This is a genomic window from Pseudomonas kermanshahensis, from assembly GCF_014269205.2.
Classification (GTDB): Bacteria; Pseudomonadota; Gammaproteobacteria; order Pseudomonadales; family Pseudomonadaceae; genus Aquipseudomonas; species Aquipseudomonas kermanshahensis.
Map to the genome: position 1 here is coordinate 618313 of NZ_JABWRY020000001.1, position 16607 is coordinate 634919.

The window sequence follows — 16607 nt, forward strand, 5'->3', positions numbered from 1 at the left end:
CTACATCAGTCGCTTGCGCTCGCTCGACGGTGCGATGCCGAGAGACTCGCGGTACTTGGCGACGGTGCGACGGGCTACCTGGATGCCTTGTGCCTCCAGTAAACCAGCGATCTTGCTGTCACTCAATGGCTTTTTCTGATTTTCCGCCGCAACCAGTTTCTTGATGATCGCGCGGATCGCTGTGGACGAGCATTCTCCGCCTTCGGCGGTGCTGACGTGGCTTGAGAAAAAGTATTTCAGTTCGTAGATGCCGCGGGGCGTGTGCATGTATTTTTGCGTGGTGACCCGCGAAATGGTCGACTCGTGCATCCCGACGGCTTCGGCGATGTCATGCAGGACCAACGGCTTCATCGCTTCGTCGCCATGGTCGAGGAAGCCGCGCTGATGCTCGACGATCTGCGTGGCCACTTTCATCAGGGTTTCGTTGCGGCTTTGCAGGCTCTTGATGAACCAGCGCGCTTCTTGCAGCTGATTGCGCATGAAGGTGTTGTCGGCGCTGGTGTCGGCGCGGCGGACAAAGCCTGCGTACTGCGGGTTGACGCGCAGGCGCGGGATGGCTTCCTGGTTAAGCTCCACCAGCCAACGGTCGCTGTCCTTGCGCACGATGACGTCGGGCACGACGTACTCGGGCTCGCTCGATTCGATCTGCGAGCCAGGGCGCGGGTTGAGGCTTTGCACCAGTTCGATGACCTGGCGCAGCTCGTCTTCCTTGATCTTCATGCGCCGCATCAGCTGGCTGTAGTCGCGGCTGCCGAGCAGGTCGATGAAGTCGGTGACCAGGCGTTTGGCCTCGGCCATCCACGGCGTGCTGGCCGGTAGCTGGCGCAGTTGCAGTAGCAGGCATTCGCCCAGGTTGCGTGCGGCGATGCCGGCAGGCTCGAACTGCTGAATGCGGTGCAGGACCGCTTCGACCTCATCCAGCTCGATATCCAGTTCGGGGTCGAAACCGGCGCAGATCTCTTCGAGGGTGTCTTCGAGGTAGCCCTGGCCATTGATGCTGTCGATCAGGGTGACGGCGATCAGGCGATCGGTGTCGGACATCGGCGCCAGGTTCAACTGCCACAGCAGGTGGCTTTGCAGGCTTTCGCCGGCCGATGTGCGGGTGGTGAAGTCCCACTCGTCGTCATCGTTGCTCGGCAGGCTGCTGGCGCTGGTCTGGTAGATGTCTTCCCAGGCGGTATCGACGGGCAACTCGTTGGGGATTCGCTCGCTCCACTCGCCGTCTTCCAGGTTTTCGGCACTGTTGGTGCTTTCCTGGAAGCTGTTGTCCTGGACTTCGGCGGCCGGTTTGTTCTCGGCGTTATCGGCCATCGGGTCGCTGTTGTCGAAGTCCTCGCCGTCTTCCTGACGTTCGAGCATCGGGTTCGATTCCAGCGCTTCCTGGATTTCCTGTTGGAGGTCCAGGGTCGAGAGCTGGAGGAGGCGGATGGCCTGTTGCAACTGAGGCGTCATCGTCAGTTGCTGGCCCATTTTTAGGACGAGCGATGGTTTCATGGCAGGGGCTTAATACCTTGTTCGCCGGCGCGCATGCGCCATCCACTACACGAGGGCGCCGGAGCGCCAAATTCAAGCAAGTTTTATGCCTTAAATTGTAGCGTTTGCCTAGAGCACCGTAACAACTTAAACCCCGACAGGGTCGATTTGCCAGTGCTCCAGGTGCGTCCCGGGGTCAGAGCCGGAACTCGTGACCCAGGTAAACCTCTTTGACCAATTCGTTGGCCAGGATGGTCTCGGCGTCGCCTTCGGCGATCAGTCGGCCATCATTGACGATATAGGCGGTTTCGCAGATATCCAAGGTCTCACGCACGTTGTGGTCGGTAATCAGTACGCCGATCCCCTTGGCCTTGAGGTGATGGATGATCTGCTTGATGTCACCGACGGAAATCGGGTCGACGCCCGCGAAGGGTTCGTCGAGCAGGATGAACTTCGGTGCGGTCGCCAGGGCGCGTGCGATCTCGACACGGCGGCGTTCGCCACCCGAGAGGCTCATGCCGAGGTTGTCGCGAATGTGGCTGATGTGGAACTCCTGCAGCAGGCTTTCCAGCTCCTTGCGGCGGCCGTCGCGGTCGAGCTCCTTGCGGGTCTCGAGGATCGCCATGATGTTGTCGGCCACCGACAGCTTGCGGAAAATGGAAGCTTCCTGCGGCAGGTAGCCGATGCCGGCACGCGCGCGACCGTGCATGGGCTGGTGGCTGACATCGAGGTTGTCGATCAGCACGCGCCCTTGCTCAGCCTGGACCAGGCCGACGATCATGTAGAAGCAGGTGGTCTTGCCGGCGCCGTTGGGGCCGAGCAGGCCGACGATCTGGCCGCTGTCGATCGACAGGCTGACGTCGCGCACGACTTGCCGACCCTTGTAGCTCTTGGCCAGGTGCTGGGCTTTGAGGGTTGCCATTTACTCGGCCTTCTTCTTCGGCTGGATCACCATGTCGATGCGCTGACGTGGTTGAGTCACGTTGCCACCACGACCGGCGGTCGCAACCTGGGTCTTGGTGTTGTAGACGATCTTCTCGCCTTCAGTGGTGTTGCCTTCATTCTCGACCTTGGCGCGGTCGGTGAGGATCACCGTGTCTTTCTGCGCCTGGTACTGAATGGTCACGGCCCAGCCTTTCATCTTGTCCGGCTTGGCGGTGCTCTGCTGCTGTTCGAAGTAGGCCAGGTTGCCCACCGAGGTGACCACGTCGATGTCGCCGTTGGCGGCGCGGGTCATGGTCACGGTGTTGCCTTTGATCATCATCGAACCTTGGGTGATGATGACGTCACCGGTATAGGTGGCCACGCCTTGCTTGTCGTCCAGGTGCGCGTTGTCGGCCTGGATGCGGATAGGCTGGTCACGGTCGGTCGGCAGTGCGAAGGCGCTCGCGCTTCCCAGTGCTGCGCTCAGGCTGAGCAAAAGGGGGAGGGTTTTAACGAGCCTCATACTGTCCTCTTACGTTAGAGAGCAGGTCCATCCTGCCTTCTTTCAAATACGCTTTCATTCCTTTGCCCGTGGTCGTGCCACCGGCGCCGTCGATTCTAACGGCTTGCTCGGTCTGCGCATATTGCTTCTGCGGGAATACGGTCATGCGTGAGCTGGTGATAATCGTTTCACGCTTCTTTTCGTCGGTGCGGGCAATGCGCACCTGGTCGATCAGCTCGACCTCGGTGCCGTCCGGGTTGACCTCGGCACGCACGCTTTGCACGTGCCACGGATACTCGGTGCCGCGGTACATGTGCAGGTCTGGCGTGGTCACCAGTGTGACCTCGGTGGCTGTCAGGTGTTCGACCTTGTCGGCGGTCATTTCGTACTGCAACTTGCCGTCGGGCAGGAACTGCACGCTGTGGGCATTGATCGCGTAGTAGTCGATGGCGCTCTCGTCGACCTGGGCCGTGGGCTGGTCGAGGAAGCTCTCGGGGCTGACATTCCAGTAGCCGATCGCCGCCAGCAGGGCGCCGATGGCCACGAGCAGCACAATATTGCGGGCTTTCTTGCTGAACATGAGCAGCCTTAAAGGTAATGTGCGTTGGCAGCGTCCAGGGTGCCCTGGGCCTGCATGATCAGTTCACAAAATTCACGCGCCGCGCCTTCACCGCCGCGGGCCTGGGTCACCCCGTGCGCATGTTGGCGAACGAAGGGGGCAGCGTTGGCCACCGCCATGCCCAGGCCGACCCGGCGGATCACCGGCAGGTCAGGCAGGTCGTCGCCCAGGTAGGCGACTTGTTCATAGCTTAGGCCGAGTTCGGCGAGCAAGCCGTCGAGTACCACCAATTTGTCCTCGCGGCCCTGGTACAGGTGCGGGATGCCGAGGTTTTTCGCACGGCGCTCGACCACCGGGGTTTTGCGCCCGCTGATGATTGCCGTGGTCACGCCCGATGCCATGAGCATCTTGATGCCCTGGCCGTCGAGGGTGTTGAAGGTCTTGAACTCGCTGCCGTCTTCGAGGAAGTACAGGCGGCCGTCGGTGAGCACGCCGTCAACGTCGAACACGGCAAGCTTGATGGCCTGGCCACGTTGAATCAAATCCTGGGTCATTTACATTACTCCGGCGCGCAACAGGTCGTGCATGTTCAGGGCGCCGGTCGGGCGGTCGTCCTGGTCGACCACCACCAGCGCGTTGATCTTGTGGTCTTCCATGATTTTCAGGGCCTCGGCGGCCAGCATTTCGGCGCGGGCGGTCTTGCCATGCACGGTCATCACCTGGTCGATCAAGGTGGTGTGCATGTCGATATTGCGGTCCAGGCTGCGGCGCAGGTCGCCGTCGGTGAAGATCCCGGCCAGTTTGCCGTCCGGTTCGAGGATCACGGTCATGCCCAGGCCTTTGCGCGACATTTCCAGCAGCGCGTCCTTGAGCAGGGTGCCGCGTGCCACCTGGGGCAGTTCGGCGCCTGCGTGCATCACGTTCTCGACCTTGAGCAGCAGGCGGCGGCCAAGGGCGCCACCGGGGTGCGAAAAGGCGAAGTCTTCGGCAGTGAAGCCACGGGCTTCGAGCAGGGCGATGGCCAGGGCGTCGCCCAGCACCAGCGCTGCGGTGGTCGAAGAGGTGGGGGCCAGGTTCAGTGGGCAGGCCTCCTGGGTGACGCGGGCGTCGAGGTTGACCTCGGCAGCCTGGGCCAGGGGCGAATCGGCATTGCCGGTCAGGCTGATCAGCTGGATGCCGAGACGCTTGATCAGCGGCAGCAAGGTGATGATTTCTGCGGTGCTGCCGGAATTGGACAGGGCCAGGATGACATCGTCCCGGGTGATCATGCCCATGTCGCCATGGCTGGCTTCGGCCGGGTGCACGAAGAACGCAGGCGTGCCGGTGCTGGCCAGGGTGGCGGCGATCTTGTTGCCGATATGCCCCGACTTGCCCATGCCGACCACCACGACCCGGCCCTTGCTGGCCAGAATCAGCTCGCAGGCCTTGACGAAGTTGGCGTCGATACGCGGCGCCAGGCTTTCCACGGCCTCGACTTCGAGGCGCAAGGTGCGCAGGGCGGACTGGATCAGCTCACTGGATTGGCTCATGTCGTCAAACAATGCCTGATGAAAAGGCGGCGATTATAGCCGCAATGGAAGAAAGCCTCATCCTTTCGATTGCCCGGCAAATGCCATGGAAGTCTGTCGTTGTGCTGAACGACACGTTCCATGGCCTTGGGGCCGCCCTGTCAGCGGTGCTATAGTTCGCCGCTATTCGGCCTGTCAGGGGCACGTGTGCCTTCACGATGAGGGCAAGCGTCCACTAGGACGAGGCTGCACTAGCAAGGAGTCTAGATGAGTGTGGATAGCGCCTACGCGGTCGAGTTGAAGGGGCTTACCTTCAAGCGCGGTTCGCGCAGCATTTTCAGCAATGTCGACATACGCATCCCGCGCGGCAAGGTCACCGGCATCATGGGGCCATCGGGTTGCGGCAAGACCACATTGCTACGCCTGATGGGTGCGCAACTGCGTCCGTCCAGCGGCGAGGTATGGGTTGCCGGGCAGAACCTGCCGACGCTGTCGCGCAGCGACCTGTTCGACGCGCGCAAGCAGATGGGCGTGCTGTTCCAGAGCGGCGCGCTGTTCACTGACCTCGATGTGTTCGAGAACGTGGCCTTCCCGCTACGCGTGCACACCCAGCTGTCGGAAGAGATGATTCGCGACATCGTGTTGATGAAACTGCAGGCTGTCGGCCTGCGCGGTGCCATCGACCTGATGCCTGACGAACTGTCCGGTGGCATGAAGCGCCGGGTGGCGCTGGCACGTGCAATCGCCCTGGACCCGCAGATCCTCATGTACGACGAACCGTTCGTCGGCCAGGACCCGATCGCCATGGGGGTACTGGTGCGCCTGATCCGCCTGCTCAACGATGCCTTGGGCATCACCAGCATCGTGGTTTCCCACGACCTGGCCGAAACCGCCAGCATTGCCGACTACATCTACGTGGTAGGGGATGGCCAGGTGCTGGGGCAGGGCACGCCTGACGAGCTGATGGGCTCGGACAACCCGCGTATTCGCCAGTTCATGAAAGGCGACCCGGATGGCCCGGTACCCTTCCACTTTCCCGCGCCTGATTACCGCGCCGACCTGCTGGGGGCGCGTTGATGCGCAGAAAATCCTTACTCGAACGTGTTCGCCTGTTCGGTCGCTCGGCGATCGACGTGCTGGCCGTGCTCGGACGTTCCTGTCTGTTTCTGTTTCATGCGCTGATCGGGCGTGGCGGTATTGGCGGTGGCTTCCAGCTGCTGACCAAGCAGCTGTACTCGGTGGGCGTGCTGTCGCTGGCGATCATCGTTGTGTCTGGTGTGTTCATCGGCATGGTGCTGGCGCTGCAGGGCTACAGCATCCTGACCAAGTACGGCTCTGAACAGGCGGTCGGGCAGATGGTGGCCCTGACCCTGTTGCGTGAGCTTGGGCCGGTGGTGACCGCACTGTTGTTCGCCGGCCGCGCAGGGTCTGCGCTGACCGCCGAGATTGGCAACATGAAGTCCACCGAGCAGCTGTCGAGCCTGGAAATGATCGGCGTCGACCCGCTCAAGTACATCGTTGCGCCACGCCTGTGGGCCGGCTTCATCTCGCTGCCGCTGCTGGCGCTGATCTTCAGCGTGGTCGGCATCTGGGGTGGGTCGTGGGTCGCCGTGGATTGGCTGGGCGTCTACGAGGGCTCGTTCTGGGCCAACATGCAGAACAGTGTTTCCTTCACCGACGACGTGCTGAACGGCTTGATCAAGAGCCTGGTGTTCGCCTTCGTCACCACCTGGATCGCCGTATTCCAGGGGTACGACTGTGAGCCCACCTCAGAAGGGATCAGCCGTGCCACCACCAAGACCGTGGTCTATGCCTCGTTGGCTGTCCTGGGTCTGGACTTTATTCTGACCGCCTTGATGTTTGGAGATTTCTGATGCAAAACCGCACCCTGGAAATCGGTGTCGGCCTGTTCCTCCTGGCCGGGATCCTGGCGCTGCTGCTGCTGGCCCTGCGAGTCAGCGGGCTGTCGGCCAGCCCGAGCAGCGATACCTATAAAGTTTATGCGTACTTCGACAATATCGCCGGTTTGACGGTCAGAGCTAAAGTGACCATGGCCGGTGTGACGATCGGCAAGGTCACCGCCATCGATCTGGACCGTGATTCCTACACCGGTCGGGTGACGTTGCAGCTGGACAAGACCGTCGACAACCTGCCGACAGACTCCACTGCTTCGATCCTGACCGCCGGGTTGCTGGGCGAGAAGTACATCGGCATCAGCGTGGGCGGCGAAGACGACGTGCTCAAGGATGGCGCGACCATCCACGACACCCAGTCGGCACTGGTGCTGGAAGATCTGATTGGCAAGTTCCTGCTCAACTCCGTTGGCAAGGAACCGAAAGAAGCGCAACCGGCTAATTAAGGAGTTTCCATGATTTCGATCCTGCGACGTGGCCTGCTGGTCCTGCTGGCGGCCTTCCCTTTGCTGACCGTGGCGGCGCAGACGCCTCACGATGTGGTGCAAGGCACGACCAACGAATTGCTTGGCGACCTCAAGGCCAACAAGGATCAGTACAAGTCCAACCCCAACGCCTTCTACGATGCGCTCAACCGCATCCTGGGCCCGGTGGTGGACGCTGACGGCATTTCCCGCAGCATCATGACCGTGAAGTATTCGCGCAAGGCCACGCCTGAGCAGATGCAGCGCTTCCAGGAAAACTTCAAGCGCAGCCTGATGCAGTTCTATGGCAACGCCCTGCTGGAATACAACAACCAGGGTATCGTCGTTGATCCGGCCAAGGCTGATGACGGCAAGCGTGCCAGCGTCGGCATGAAGGTGACCGGCAACAACGGCGCCGTGTACCCGGTGCAGTACACCCTGGAGAACATTGCCGGCGAGTGGAAGGTGCGTAACGTCATCGTCAACGGCATCAACATCGGCAAACTGTTCCGCGACCAGTTCGCCGATGCCATGCAGCGCAACGGCAACAACCTGGACAAGACCATCGACGGTTGGGCCGGTGAAGTGGCCAAGGCCAAGGAAACCGCCGATAAGTCGCCCGAGAAGGCAGTGCAATGAGTGAGGCTGGCGTAAGCATGGCCGAGCCGGGCGTACTGCGTTTGACCGGCGTGCTGGACTATCGCAGCGGCCCGGCCTTGCGCAAGCAAGGCAAGGCATTGATCGACGCCTCGCGCGAGCCGCACATGGTGCTGGATTGCTCGGCCGTGGCGAAATCGTCCAGCGTCGGCCTGTCGCTGCTGCTGGCGTTTATTCGCGATGCCCAGGCGGCCGGCAAGGCCTTCGAAGTACGCGGTATGCCCGACGACATGCGGGAAATTGCCGGGGTTTATGACCTCGATGAAGTGCTGGCTACTTGATGGCAACGCACTGAAGGATGGCCCCTCGGTCAGCGCACGCCCTCAGTGGGCTTCGCAGGCGAGGGGCTTTTTTGTATGATGGCCGACCCGTGCGCATCGGGCGCCGATTGAGGTTGAGCATGCAGGCCGTAGAAGTTAAAAGCTTCCTTGAAGAAAAATTGCCGGGATCCCGGGTCGAAGTTGAAGGCGAAGGCTGCAACTTCCAGTTGAACGTGATCAGCGACGAGTTGGCTGGCCTGAGCCCGGTCAAGCGTCAGCAGGCGATCTATGCTCACCTTAATCCCTGGATCGCCAATGGCAGCATCCATGCGGTAACCATGAAATTTTTCAGCAGCGCAGCCTGGGCTGAGCGCACCTGAGCCAACTTGGCGGCGAGACTCCAATGGACAAACTGATTATTACTGGCGGCGCTCGCCTTGACGGCGAGATCCGCATTTCGGGCGCGAAGAACGCGGCATTGCCGATTCTGGCGGCGACCCTGCTGGCTGACGGCCCGGTCACCGTGGCCAACCTGCCGCACCTGCACGACATCACCACCATGATCGAGCTGTTCGGGCGCATGGGCATCGAGCCTGTGATCGACGAAAAGCTGGCCGTGGAAATCGACCCACGCACCATCAAGACGCTGGTCGCGCCGTACGAGCTGGTCAAGACCATGCGCGCCTCGATCCTGGTGCTGGGCCCGATGGTTGCGCGTTTCGGCGAGGCTGAAGTAGCCCTGCCTGGCGGTTGCGCCATCGGTTCGCGCCCTGTCGACCTGCACATCCGTGGCCTTGAAGCCATGGGTGCGAAGATCGAAGTCGAAGCCGGCTACATCAAGGCCAAGGCACCTGAGGGTGGCCTGCGCGGTGCGCACTTCTTCTTCGACACCGTCAGCGTGACCGGTACCGAGAACATCATGATGGCCGCTGCACTGGCCAAAGGCCGCAGCGTGCTGCAAAACGCTGCCCGTGAACCTGAAGTGGTCGACCTGGCCAACTTCATCAACGCCATGGGCGGCAATGTTCAGGGCGCTGGCACCGACACCATCACCATCGAAGGCGTCGAGCGCCTGCACTCGGCCACTTACCGCGTCATGCCCGACCGTATCGAAACCGGTACCTACCTGGTCGCCGCAGCCGTCACCGGCGGCCGCGTCAAGGTCAAGGACACCGACCCGACCATCCTTGAGGCCGTATTGGAAAAACTCAAGGAAGCGGGCGCCGACATCACCACCGGTGAAGACTGGATCGAGCTGGACATGCACGGCAAGCGGCCCAAGGCTGTCAACCTGCGTACCGCGCCGTACCCAGCGTTCCCGACCGACATGCAGGCGCAGTTCATCTCGCTCAACGCCATCGCCGAAGGCACTGGCGCGGTGATCGAGACGATCTTCGAAAACCGCTTCATGCACGTCTACGAAATGCACCGCATGGGCGCGCAGATCCAAGTCGAAGGCAACACCGCCATCGTCACCGGCGTCAAGACGCTGAAGGGCGCGCCAGTCATGGCCACCGACCTGCGTGCTTCCGCCAGCCTGGTACTGTCGGCGCTGGTGGCCGAAGGCGATACGCTGATCGATCGCATCTACCACATCGACCGTGGTTACGAGTGCATCGAGGAAAAACTGCAGATGCTGGGCGCCAAGATCCGCCGCGTACCGGGTTAACAGCCCGCAGGCGCACGATGTGGGGGCTAGCCCGCTCCCACACACGAATTGAATGAGGTCGGGCCTAGGCCCGGCCGGCAGTAGCCGCTTAAGGACCGACGTTTCCCATGTTGACCATCGCGCTATCCAAAGGCCGAATTCTCGACGATACCCTGCCATTGCTGGCCGAGGCCGGTATCGTGCCGACCGAGAACCCGGACAAGAGCCGTAAACTGATCATCCCCACCACGCAGGACGACGTGCGCCTGCTGATCGTGCGTGCCACTGACGTGCCGACCTACGTCGAGCATGGCGCTGCCGACCTCGGTGTGGCTGGCAAGGACGTGCTGATGGAGTACGGCGGCCAGGGCCTGTACGAGCCGTTGGACCTGCAGATCGCCCGCTGCAAGCTGATGACCGCTGGCGTGGTCGGCGCACCTGAGCCCAAGGGCCGTCTGCGCGTGGCCACCAAGTTCGTCAACGTCGCCAAGCGGTATTACGCCGAGCAGGGCCGTCAGGTCGACATCATCAAGCTGTATGGCTCGATGGAGCTGGCACCCCTGATCAACCTTGCCGACAAGATCATCGACGTGGTCGACACTGGCAACACCCTGCGCGCCAATGGCCTGGAACCCCAGGAAATGATCGCCACGATCAGCTCCCGCCTGGTGGTCAACAAAGCATCGATGAAGATGCAGCACGCCCGTATCCAGAGCCTGATCGACACCCTGCGCAAGGCCGTCGAATCGCGACACCGCGGCTGACTCCTGCGCGCGACCTCCGCTGTCGCGCCCGTCTATCCGCGTCATAGCCACTTTTCTCGGGTGCCCGCGCGGATGGACTGGTAGCCTAGGGCGCCTGAGCATTCGCTAATAATCGAGGCCCTCGCCATGACCGTGTCCACTGCAATTGCCCGTCTCAACGCCGCTGATCCGGATTTCGCCCGACATCTGGATCATCTGCTGAGCTGGGAAAGTGTGTCCGATGACGCGGTCAACCAGCGCGTGCTCGACATCATCAAGGCCGTGCGTGAGCGCGGCGACGCGGCGCTGGTGGAGTTCACCCAGCGCTTCGATGGTGTCGATGCTAAGTCCATCGATGACCTGATTCTCGGCCGTGAACGCCTTGAGCTTGCCCTGACGCGCATTACCGACACCCAGCGTGCAGCCCTGGAAAAAGCCGCCGAGCGCGTGCGCATCTACCACGAGCGGCAAAAGCAGGATTCCTGGCAGTACACCGAAGCCGACGGCACCGTGCTGGGCCAGAAGGTCACGCCGCTGGACCGCGCTGGCCTGTACGTACCGGGTGGCAAGGCGTCGTACCCGTCCTCGGTACTGATGAACGCCATTCCGGCCAAGGTCGCGGGTGTGACCGAAGTGGTCATGGTGGTGCCGACCCCGCGTGGCGAGGTCAACGAACTGGTACTGGCCGCTGCCTGCATCGCCGGTGTCGACCGTGTGTTCACCGTGGGTGGCGCACAGGCCGTCGCCGCGCTGGCCTATGGCACCGAGAGTGTGCCGCAGGTGGACAAGATCGTCGGCCCGGGCAACATCTATGTCGCCACCGCCAAGCGCCACGTGTTCGGCCAGGTTGGCATCGACATGATCGCCGGCCCGTCGGAAATTCTCGTGGTGTGTGACGGCCAGACCGACCCGGACTGGATCGCCATGGACCTGTTCTCCCAGGCCGAGCACGACGAAGACGCCCAGGCCATCCTGGTCAGCCCGGACGCTGAGTTTCTCGACCGCGTTGCCGCCAGCATCGCTAAGCTGCTGCCGACCATGGAACGCGCCGAGATCATCGAGAAATCGGTCAATGGCCGCGGCGCGCTGATCCAGGTGCGTGACATGCAGCAGGCCATCGACGTGGCCAACCGCATCGCCCCTGAGCACTTGGAGCTGTCGGTCGCCGACCCGCAGGCCTGGTTGCCGCAGATTCGCCACGCCGGTGCGATCTTCATGGGCCGCCACACCAGTGAAGCACTGGGTGACTACTGCGCAGGCCCCAACCACGTGTTGCCAACCTCCGGCACCGCGCGTTTTTCGTCGCCACTGGGGGTGTATGACTTCCAGAAGCGTTCGTCGATCATCTTCTGCTCCGAGCAGGGCGCGTCCGAGCTGGGCCACACCGCTTCGGTCCTGGCCCGTGGCGAGTCGCTGACCGCCCACGCCCGCAGCGCCGAATACCGTATCCTGACCCAAGAGAAGGGGAACTGAGCATGAGTCGATTCTGGAGCCCCTTCGTCAAGGACCTGGTGCCTTACGTGCCGGGCGAGCAACCCAAGCTGGCCCGCCTGGTCAAGCTCAACACCAACGAGAACCCCTATGGCCCGTCGCCCAAGGCGCTGGAAGCCATGCGCGGCGAGCTGAACGACAACCTGCGCCTGTACCCGGACCCGAACGGTGACCGGCTCAAGCAGGCGGTGGCCGAGTACTACGGCGTCACCCCGGGGCAGGTGTTTGTCGGCAACGGTTCGGACGAGGTGCTGGCGCACATCTTCCACGGCCTGTTCCAGCACGATGCACCGCTGCTGTTCCCGGACATCAGCTACAGCTTCTATCCGGTGTACTGCGGCCTGTACGGCATTGCCTACGAGCAAGTGGCGCTGGACGAGCAGTTCCAGATCCGCGTCGAGGACTACAAAAAGCCGAATGCCGGGATCATCTTCCCCAACCCGAATGCGCCGACCGGCTGCCTGATGCCGCTGCAAGCGGTCGAGCAGCTGCTGCAGGGCAACCCGGATTCTGTGGTGGTGGTGGATGAGGCCTACATCGACTTTGGTGGCGAGACGGCCATCAGCCTGGTAGACCGCTACGACAACCTGCTGGTGACCCAGACGTTGTCCAAGTCCCGTTCGCTGGCTGGCCTGCGCGTTGGCTTGGCAGTGGGCCACCCGGACCTGATCGAAGCGCTGGAGCGGATCAAGAACAGCTTCAACTCCTACCCGCTGGACCGTGCGGCCATCGTCGGTGCGGCCGTGGCGTTCGAAGACCGTGCCTACTTCGAAGAAACCTGCCGCAAGGTGATCGACAGCCGTGAAGTGCTGGTCGAGCAACTGACGGCCAAAGGCTTCGAGGTACTGCCCTCGGCGGCCAACTTCATCTTCGCCCGTCACCCGCAGCAGGATGCGGCCGAGTTGGCGGCTCGCTTGCGTGAGCAAGGCGTGATCGTGCGGCACTTCAAGCAGGCGCGGATTGCCCAGTTCCTGCGGATTACCATCGGTACGCCGGAAATGAACCAGGCGTTGCTCGATGCACTGAACTGATAAAGGCGGGCTCACGTAGCCGCCTGCTTCGATCTGACCCCGCCTGGCACTGATTGCCAGGCGGGGTTTTTGCTTTAAGGGCTGAACCTGGCTCTCAATAGGCGATTTCCTCGATGCTGTACGGCATGCCGGCCGGCCTGTTGCGTACGGCGGCCGGGGTGCCATCGAGTAGCAGCACATAGTCGTTGACGTCATCCATACCGTCCGGGTCGGTCCACTGCTCGGCCCCAGCCGGTACTTGTGCAACCACATGCCCGTTCTTGAGGATGGTCACGTAGCCCTTGGCGGTACTGTGCCAGCGCAGGCGGGCATTGGCTTCATCGGCCCTTGCTTTGCGAGCGCCCGTGTTACCCAGCAGGGGTGTGCCGTCGAGTAGCCATTGCGGCTCGAGTGTCAGCCCCATGTGGCGCAGGACGGTGGGTGCCACTGAGGTCTGCGCAGGCAGACGGTACAGGTTGTTTGGCCCTGGTTTTTCTTTCGGAATGCTGGGCTGAGTCAGTTCTTTGTTCAGCGGTTTATTGCTGGCGATGAAGATGGTCTTTTCCTGTTCTGTGACGCCGCCATGGCCTTTGCCCCAATAGTCGCGGCCATGGTCCGTGCTGACAATCACCAGCCAGTCTTCACGCAGATGGCGGCGGCTGCGTAGGTCGACCGCGTCCAGCAGTTCCCCCACTTGGTTGTCGGCCTTTCGCAGTGCCTGCTGGTAGCGGTTGTCGAAGCCACCGTTGTGGCCGGCTGCATCAGGTTCGCCCAACTGGATGAAGGTGAAGTCGGCGGGCGTGGTCTCCAGTATCTGCAGCGCCCGCGCGATGACGTTTTCGTCGGATAAGCCACTTTCGCGTACGTCGTTGCCGTGGGCGTCCTCGAGCAGGAACGCGGTGTTGATCGGCGACCAGTTCACCACACTGGACAGGTAGGCGGTGGGCAGCGCCTGGCGCAGCCGTTTGAACAGGCTAGGGAAGGCCGGGGCGACCCGCAGCGACTCGGCATTCGAGTTAACGCCATGCTTGTTGCTCCAGACCCCGGTGAGCAGGGTGACCCAGCCAGGGCCGCTGAGCGTTGGCTGCTCGCTGGCCTTGCCAGTGATGCCGCCGGTGTAAGCGCTGCCGTAATACAGGCGTTGCTGCAGATTGCTGGCGTCGCCCAAGGCTTCGTAACGATCGAGTTGCACGCCTTCGATGCCGATGATCAGGGTTTTCGGTTGCCGCGCATGCTGCGCCGGCTCGCAAGCTGCCAGCAGCGTCAGTGTCATCAGAAGCAGGGCTGATAATCGCATGAAGGGGCATCCGGGAACGGTAGAGCGAGCGTTGCAATAAAGCGTGCCGCTCACAACTGGCAGAAATACCAGGTGGTTTGCTGTTCAGAGGGCTTTCCATTAGGCTGCAGTAATTCATCGGATGATTGGTTGAATGTAATGAGCGTAGAGTTGACCAAGCGTTCCCTGGTCGAACTTGCCGTGGAGCGCATGCGCGAGCGCATCCTCAACGGCGACTGGCAGGTAGGGCAGCGCCTGCCGACCGAGCCGGAGCTGGCCCAGGAATTGGGCATCAGCCGCAATACCGTGCGTGAGGCCATGCGCGTGCTGGCGTTCAGCGGCCTGGTGGAAATACGGCAGGGCGATGGCAGTTACCTGCGCACGGCCCAGGACCCGTTGATGGCGGTGCAGGCGATGTCCCGCTGCACCCCCGAGCAGGCGCGGGAGACGCGCCATATCCTCGAAGCCGAGGCCATCGGCCTGGCAGCGCTGCGCCGTACCGACGCCGACCTGCACGGGTTGCGTGAAGCCCTTGCGGGCAGCGCCGGGCATTTTCACGGTGACATCGATGCGTATGTGAGCTGCGACCTGGTGTTTCACCAGCGCTTGGTGGACGCCGCCCACAACCCGGCATTGAGTGAGTTGTACCGGTACTTTTCCGGCGTGGTGGCCGCTGCGCTGCAGCACAACATGACCACTGTTCCGCGCTGCCAGTCCACGTTCGATCTGCACGGGGAAATCCTCGACGCCATCGAGCAACGTGATTCGGAGCGGGCCAAGCGCCTGAGCCGGACCCTCATCGAATCCTGACCACGAGAAGCCAATGGCTGAATCAATGACCCGTAGCAACCCGCCCGGCGAGCGGGAACTCGACGAACTGCTGATCGACGCCGAAGCCGATGACGAGCAGGTGCAGCAACAGCCTGTGCTGCTGCGCCGGCCCTGGCTGTTGCTGCTGGGCCTGGTATTGGTGGCGCTGAACCTGCGGCCGGCCTTGTCGAGCATGGCGCCGGTGCTGGGCCTGGTGTCCGAAGGCCTGGGTTTGAGCGCCTCGCAGGCTGGCTTGCTGACCACCTTGCCGGTACTGTGCCTGGGCCTGTTCGCGCCACTGGCGCCGGTGCTGGCGCGGCGTTTTGGCAGTGAACGGGTGATCCTCGGCATTCTCCTGACCTTGACCTTGGGCATTGTGGTGCGCAGTGCCTTTGGTGTGGCGGGGGTGTTCTTGGGCAGTCTCATGGCCGGCGCCAGCATTGGCATTATCGGCGTGCTGTTGCCGGGCATCGTCAAGCGCGACTTCCCACAGCATGCCGGCACCTTGACCGGGGTCTACACCATGGCGCTGTGCCTGGGGGCGGCCATGGCGGCCGGCGCCACGGTGCCTCTGGCCCAGCACTATGAAGGCAACTGGGCGCTGGGGCTGGGCTTCTGGGCCGTGCCGGCACTGTTGGCCATGTTGATCTGGCTGCCGCAGGCGCGCCAGGGGCATGGCCTGCACAAGGTTGCCTATCGAGTGCGTGGCCTGTGGCGGGACCCACTGGCCTGGCAGGTGACCTTGTACATGGGCCTGCAATCGTCGCTGGCCTATATCGTCTTCGGTTGGTTGCCTTCGATTCTGATGGGTCGTGGTCTGAGCCCAACCGAGGCGGGGCTGGTGCTGTCGGGCTCGGTGATCGTGCAATTGATCAGCTCGCTCAGTGCGCCCTGGCTGGCCACGCGCGGCAAGGACCAGCGCTTGGCCATCGTGATTGTCATGCTGGTGACCCTGGCCGGGCTGTTTGGCTGTCTGTATGCGCCTATTTCCGGGCTGTGGGGGTGGGCGGTGCTGCTGGGCCTGGGGCTGGGTGGGACGTTTGCCCTGGCGTTGACGTTGATCGTGCTGCGCTCCAAAGACGCCCATGTGGCGGCGAACCTGTCGAGCATGGCGCAAGGGGTGGGTTACACACTGGCGTCGATGGGGCCGTTTGCGGTGGGGTTGGTGCATGACCTGACCGGTGGCTGGGCGGCACTGGGGTGGATCTTTGCCGTGCTAGGCCTGGGTGCCATTGTTTTCGGGCTTGGGGCTGGGCGGGCGTTGCATGTGCAGGTGACCAGCGAAAAAGTCTGAGACCGATTGTGCCAGTGCCGGGCCATTCGCGGGACAAGCCCGCTCCCACAGGATGGGAGTGCTTTCAGTGCTGCG

General features: G+C 62.5%; 19 protein-coding genes. 12 read left to right on the forward strand and 7 right to left on the reverse strand.

Translation table 11 applies throughout. From position 1 onward, the window contains the following. The 6 genes from HU764_RS02860 to HU764_RS02885 form a co-directional block, all read right to left on the reverse strand. Complete coding sequence (locus tag HU764_RS02860) at positions 1 to 1494, reverse strand: RNA polymerase factor sigma-54 (RefSeq protein WP_027595606.1); 1494 nt, start codon at positions 1492 to 1494, stop codon at positions 1 to 3. Positions 1495 to 1669: 175 nt separating this feature from the next. Further along, on the reverse strand, positions 1670 to 2395 hold the full coding sequence (lptB, locus tag HU764_RS02865) for an LPS export ABC transporter ATP-binding protein (protein ID WP_027595607.1): 726 nt from the start codon (positions 2393 to 2395) through the stop codon (positions 1670 to 1672). Next, positions 2396 to 2920: a lipopolysaccharide transport periplasmic protein LptA gene (gene lptA, locus HU764_RS02870; RefSeq protein ID WP_027595608.1), complete on the reverse strand. Its 525-nt coding sequence runs from the start codon at positions 2918 to 2920 to the stop codon at positions 2396 to 2398. Beyond that, a complete protein-coding gene (gene lptC, locus HU764_RS02875; RefSeq protein WP_027595609.1) occupies positions 2907 to 3479 on the reverse strand; it encodes an LPS export ABC transporter periplasmic protein LptC in 573 nt (190 codons plus the stop codon). Before lptC ends, lptA begins: the two co-directional genes overlap by 14 nt. Before the next feature lie 8 nt (positions 3480 to 3487). Next, positions 3488 to 4012: a KdsC family phosphatase gene (locus HU764_RS02880; protein WP_027595610.1), complete on the reverse strand. Its 525-nt coding sequence runs from the start codon at positions 4010 to 4012 to the stop codon at positions 3488 to 3490. Beyond that, on the reverse strand, positions 4013 to 4987 hold the full coding sequence (locus tag HU764_RS02885) for a KpsF/GutQ family sugar-phosphate isomerase (protein WP_027595611.1): 975 nt from the start codon (positions 4985 to 4987) through the stop codon (positions 4013 to 4015). 246 nt (positions 4988 to 5233) lie between these two features. On the opposite strand from HU764_RS02885, the gene HU764_RS02890 reads away from it, so the two are divergent. The 10 genes from HU764_RS02890 (at position 5234) to hisC (ending at position 13173) form a co-directional block, all read left to right on the forward strand. Continuing rightward, positions 5234 to 6043 carry an ATP-binding cassette domain-containing protein gene (locus HU764_RS02890; RefSeq protein ID WP_099453002.1) on the forward strand — a complete coding sequence of 270 codons (810 nt, stop codon included), beginning with the start codon at positions 5234 to 5236 and terminating at the stop codon, positions 6041 to 6043. Further along, positions 6043 to 6840: a lipid asymmetry maintenance ABC transporter permease subunit MlaE gene (gene mlaE, locus HU764_RS02895; RefSeq protein WP_027595612.1), complete on the forward strand. Its 798-nt coding sequence runs from the start codon at positions 6043 to 6045 to the stop codon at positions 6838 to 6840. The genes HU764_RS02890 and mlaE overlap by 1 nt, the downstream gene beginning before the upstream one ends. After that, positions 6840 to 7325: an outer membrane lipid asymmetry maintenance protein MlaD gene (mlaD, locus tag HU764_RS02900; protein ID WP_027595613.1), complete on the forward strand. Its 486-nt coding sequence runs from the start codon at positions 6840 to 6842 to the stop codon at positions 7323 to 7325. The genes mlaE and mlaD overlap by 1 nt, the downstream gene beginning before the upstream one ends. 9 nt (positions 7326 to 7334) lie before the next feature. Continuing rightward, on the forward strand, positions 7335 to 7982 hold the full coding sequence (locus HU764_RS02905; RefSeq protein WP_186675639.1) for an MlaC/ttg2D family ABC transporter substrate-binding protein: 648 nt from the start codon (positions 7335 to 7337) through the stop codon (positions 7980 to 7982). Further along, positions 7979 to 8281 (forward strand): STAS domain-containing protein, encoded by a 303-nt coding sequence (locus tag HU764_RS02910; protein ID WP_027595615.1) that lies wholly within the window; start codon positions 7979 to 7981, stop codon positions 8279 to 8281. Before HU764_RS02905 ends, HU764_RS02910 begins: the two co-directional genes overlap by 4 nt. 119 nt (positions 8282 to 8400) lie before the next feature. Then, a complete protein-coding gene (locus HU764_RS02915) occupies positions 8401 to 8640 on the forward strand; it encodes a BolA family protein (protein ID WP_003255121.1) in 240 nt (79 codons plus the stop codon). 23 nt (positions 8641 to 8663) lie between these two features. Next, on the forward strand, positions 8664 to 9929 hold the full coding sequence (gene murA, locus HU764_RS02920; protein ID WP_027595616.1) for a UDP-N-acetylglucosamine 1-carboxyvinyltransferase: 1266 nt from the start codon (positions 8664 to 8666) through the stop codon (positions 9927 to 9929). A gap of 107 nt (positions 9930 to 10036) precedes the next feature. Continuing rightward, positions 10037 to 10672 carry an ATP phosphoribosyltransferase gene (gene hisG, locus HU764_RS02925; RefSeq protein ID WP_027595617.1) on the forward strand — a complete coding sequence of 212 codons (636 nt, stop codon included), beginning with the start codon at positions 10037 to 10039 and terminating at the stop codon, positions 10670 to 10672. Between the two features lie 126 nt (positions 10673 to 10798). Continuing rightward, complete coding sequence (hisD, locus tag HU764_RS02930) at positions 10799 to 12124, forward strand: histidinol dehydrogenase (protein WP_186703512.1); 1326 nt, start codon at positions 10799 to 10801, stop codon at positions 12122 to 12124. A gap of 2 nt (positions 12125 to 12126) precedes the next feature. Beyond that, positions 12127 to 13173, forward strand: coding sequence for a histidinol-phosphate transaminase (gene hisC, locus HU764_RS02935; RefSeq protein ID WP_027595619.1), 1047 nt, complete (start codon positions 12127 to 12129; stop codon positions 13171 to 13173). Positions 13174 to 13267: 94 nt separating this feature from the next. On the opposite strand, the gene HU764_RS02940 is transcribed toward hisC, so the two are convergent. Continuing rightward, the gene (locus HU764_RS02940) at positions 13268 to 14449 is read right to left on the reverse strand and encodes an alkaline phosphatase family protein (RefSeq protein WP_186703513.1); all 1182 of its coding nucleotides are present in this window, start codon (positions 14447 to 14449) and stop codon (positions 13268 to 13270) included. A 138-nt stretch (positions 14450 to 14587) separates the two neighbouring features. Between HU764_RS02940 and HU764_RS02945 the strand changes: the two genes are divergently transcribed. Both HU764_RS02945 and HU764_RS02950 read left to right on the forward strand, forming a co-directional pair. Next, entirely contained in the window at positions 14588 to 15238 is a 651-nt protein-coding gene (locus tag HU764_RS02945) for a FadR/GntR family transcriptional regulator (RefSeq protein ID WP_099453009.1), read from the forward strand. Positions 15239 to 15251: 13 nt separating this feature from the next. After that, positions 15252 to 16532 carry a CynX/NimT family MFS transporter gene (locus tag HU764_RS02950; protein ID WP_217835001.1) on the forward strand — a complete coding sequence of 427 codons (1281 nt, stop codon included), beginning with the start codon at positions 15252 to 15254 and terminating at the stop codon, positions 16530 to 16532. Positions 16533 to 16607: the final 75 nt, after the last annotated feature.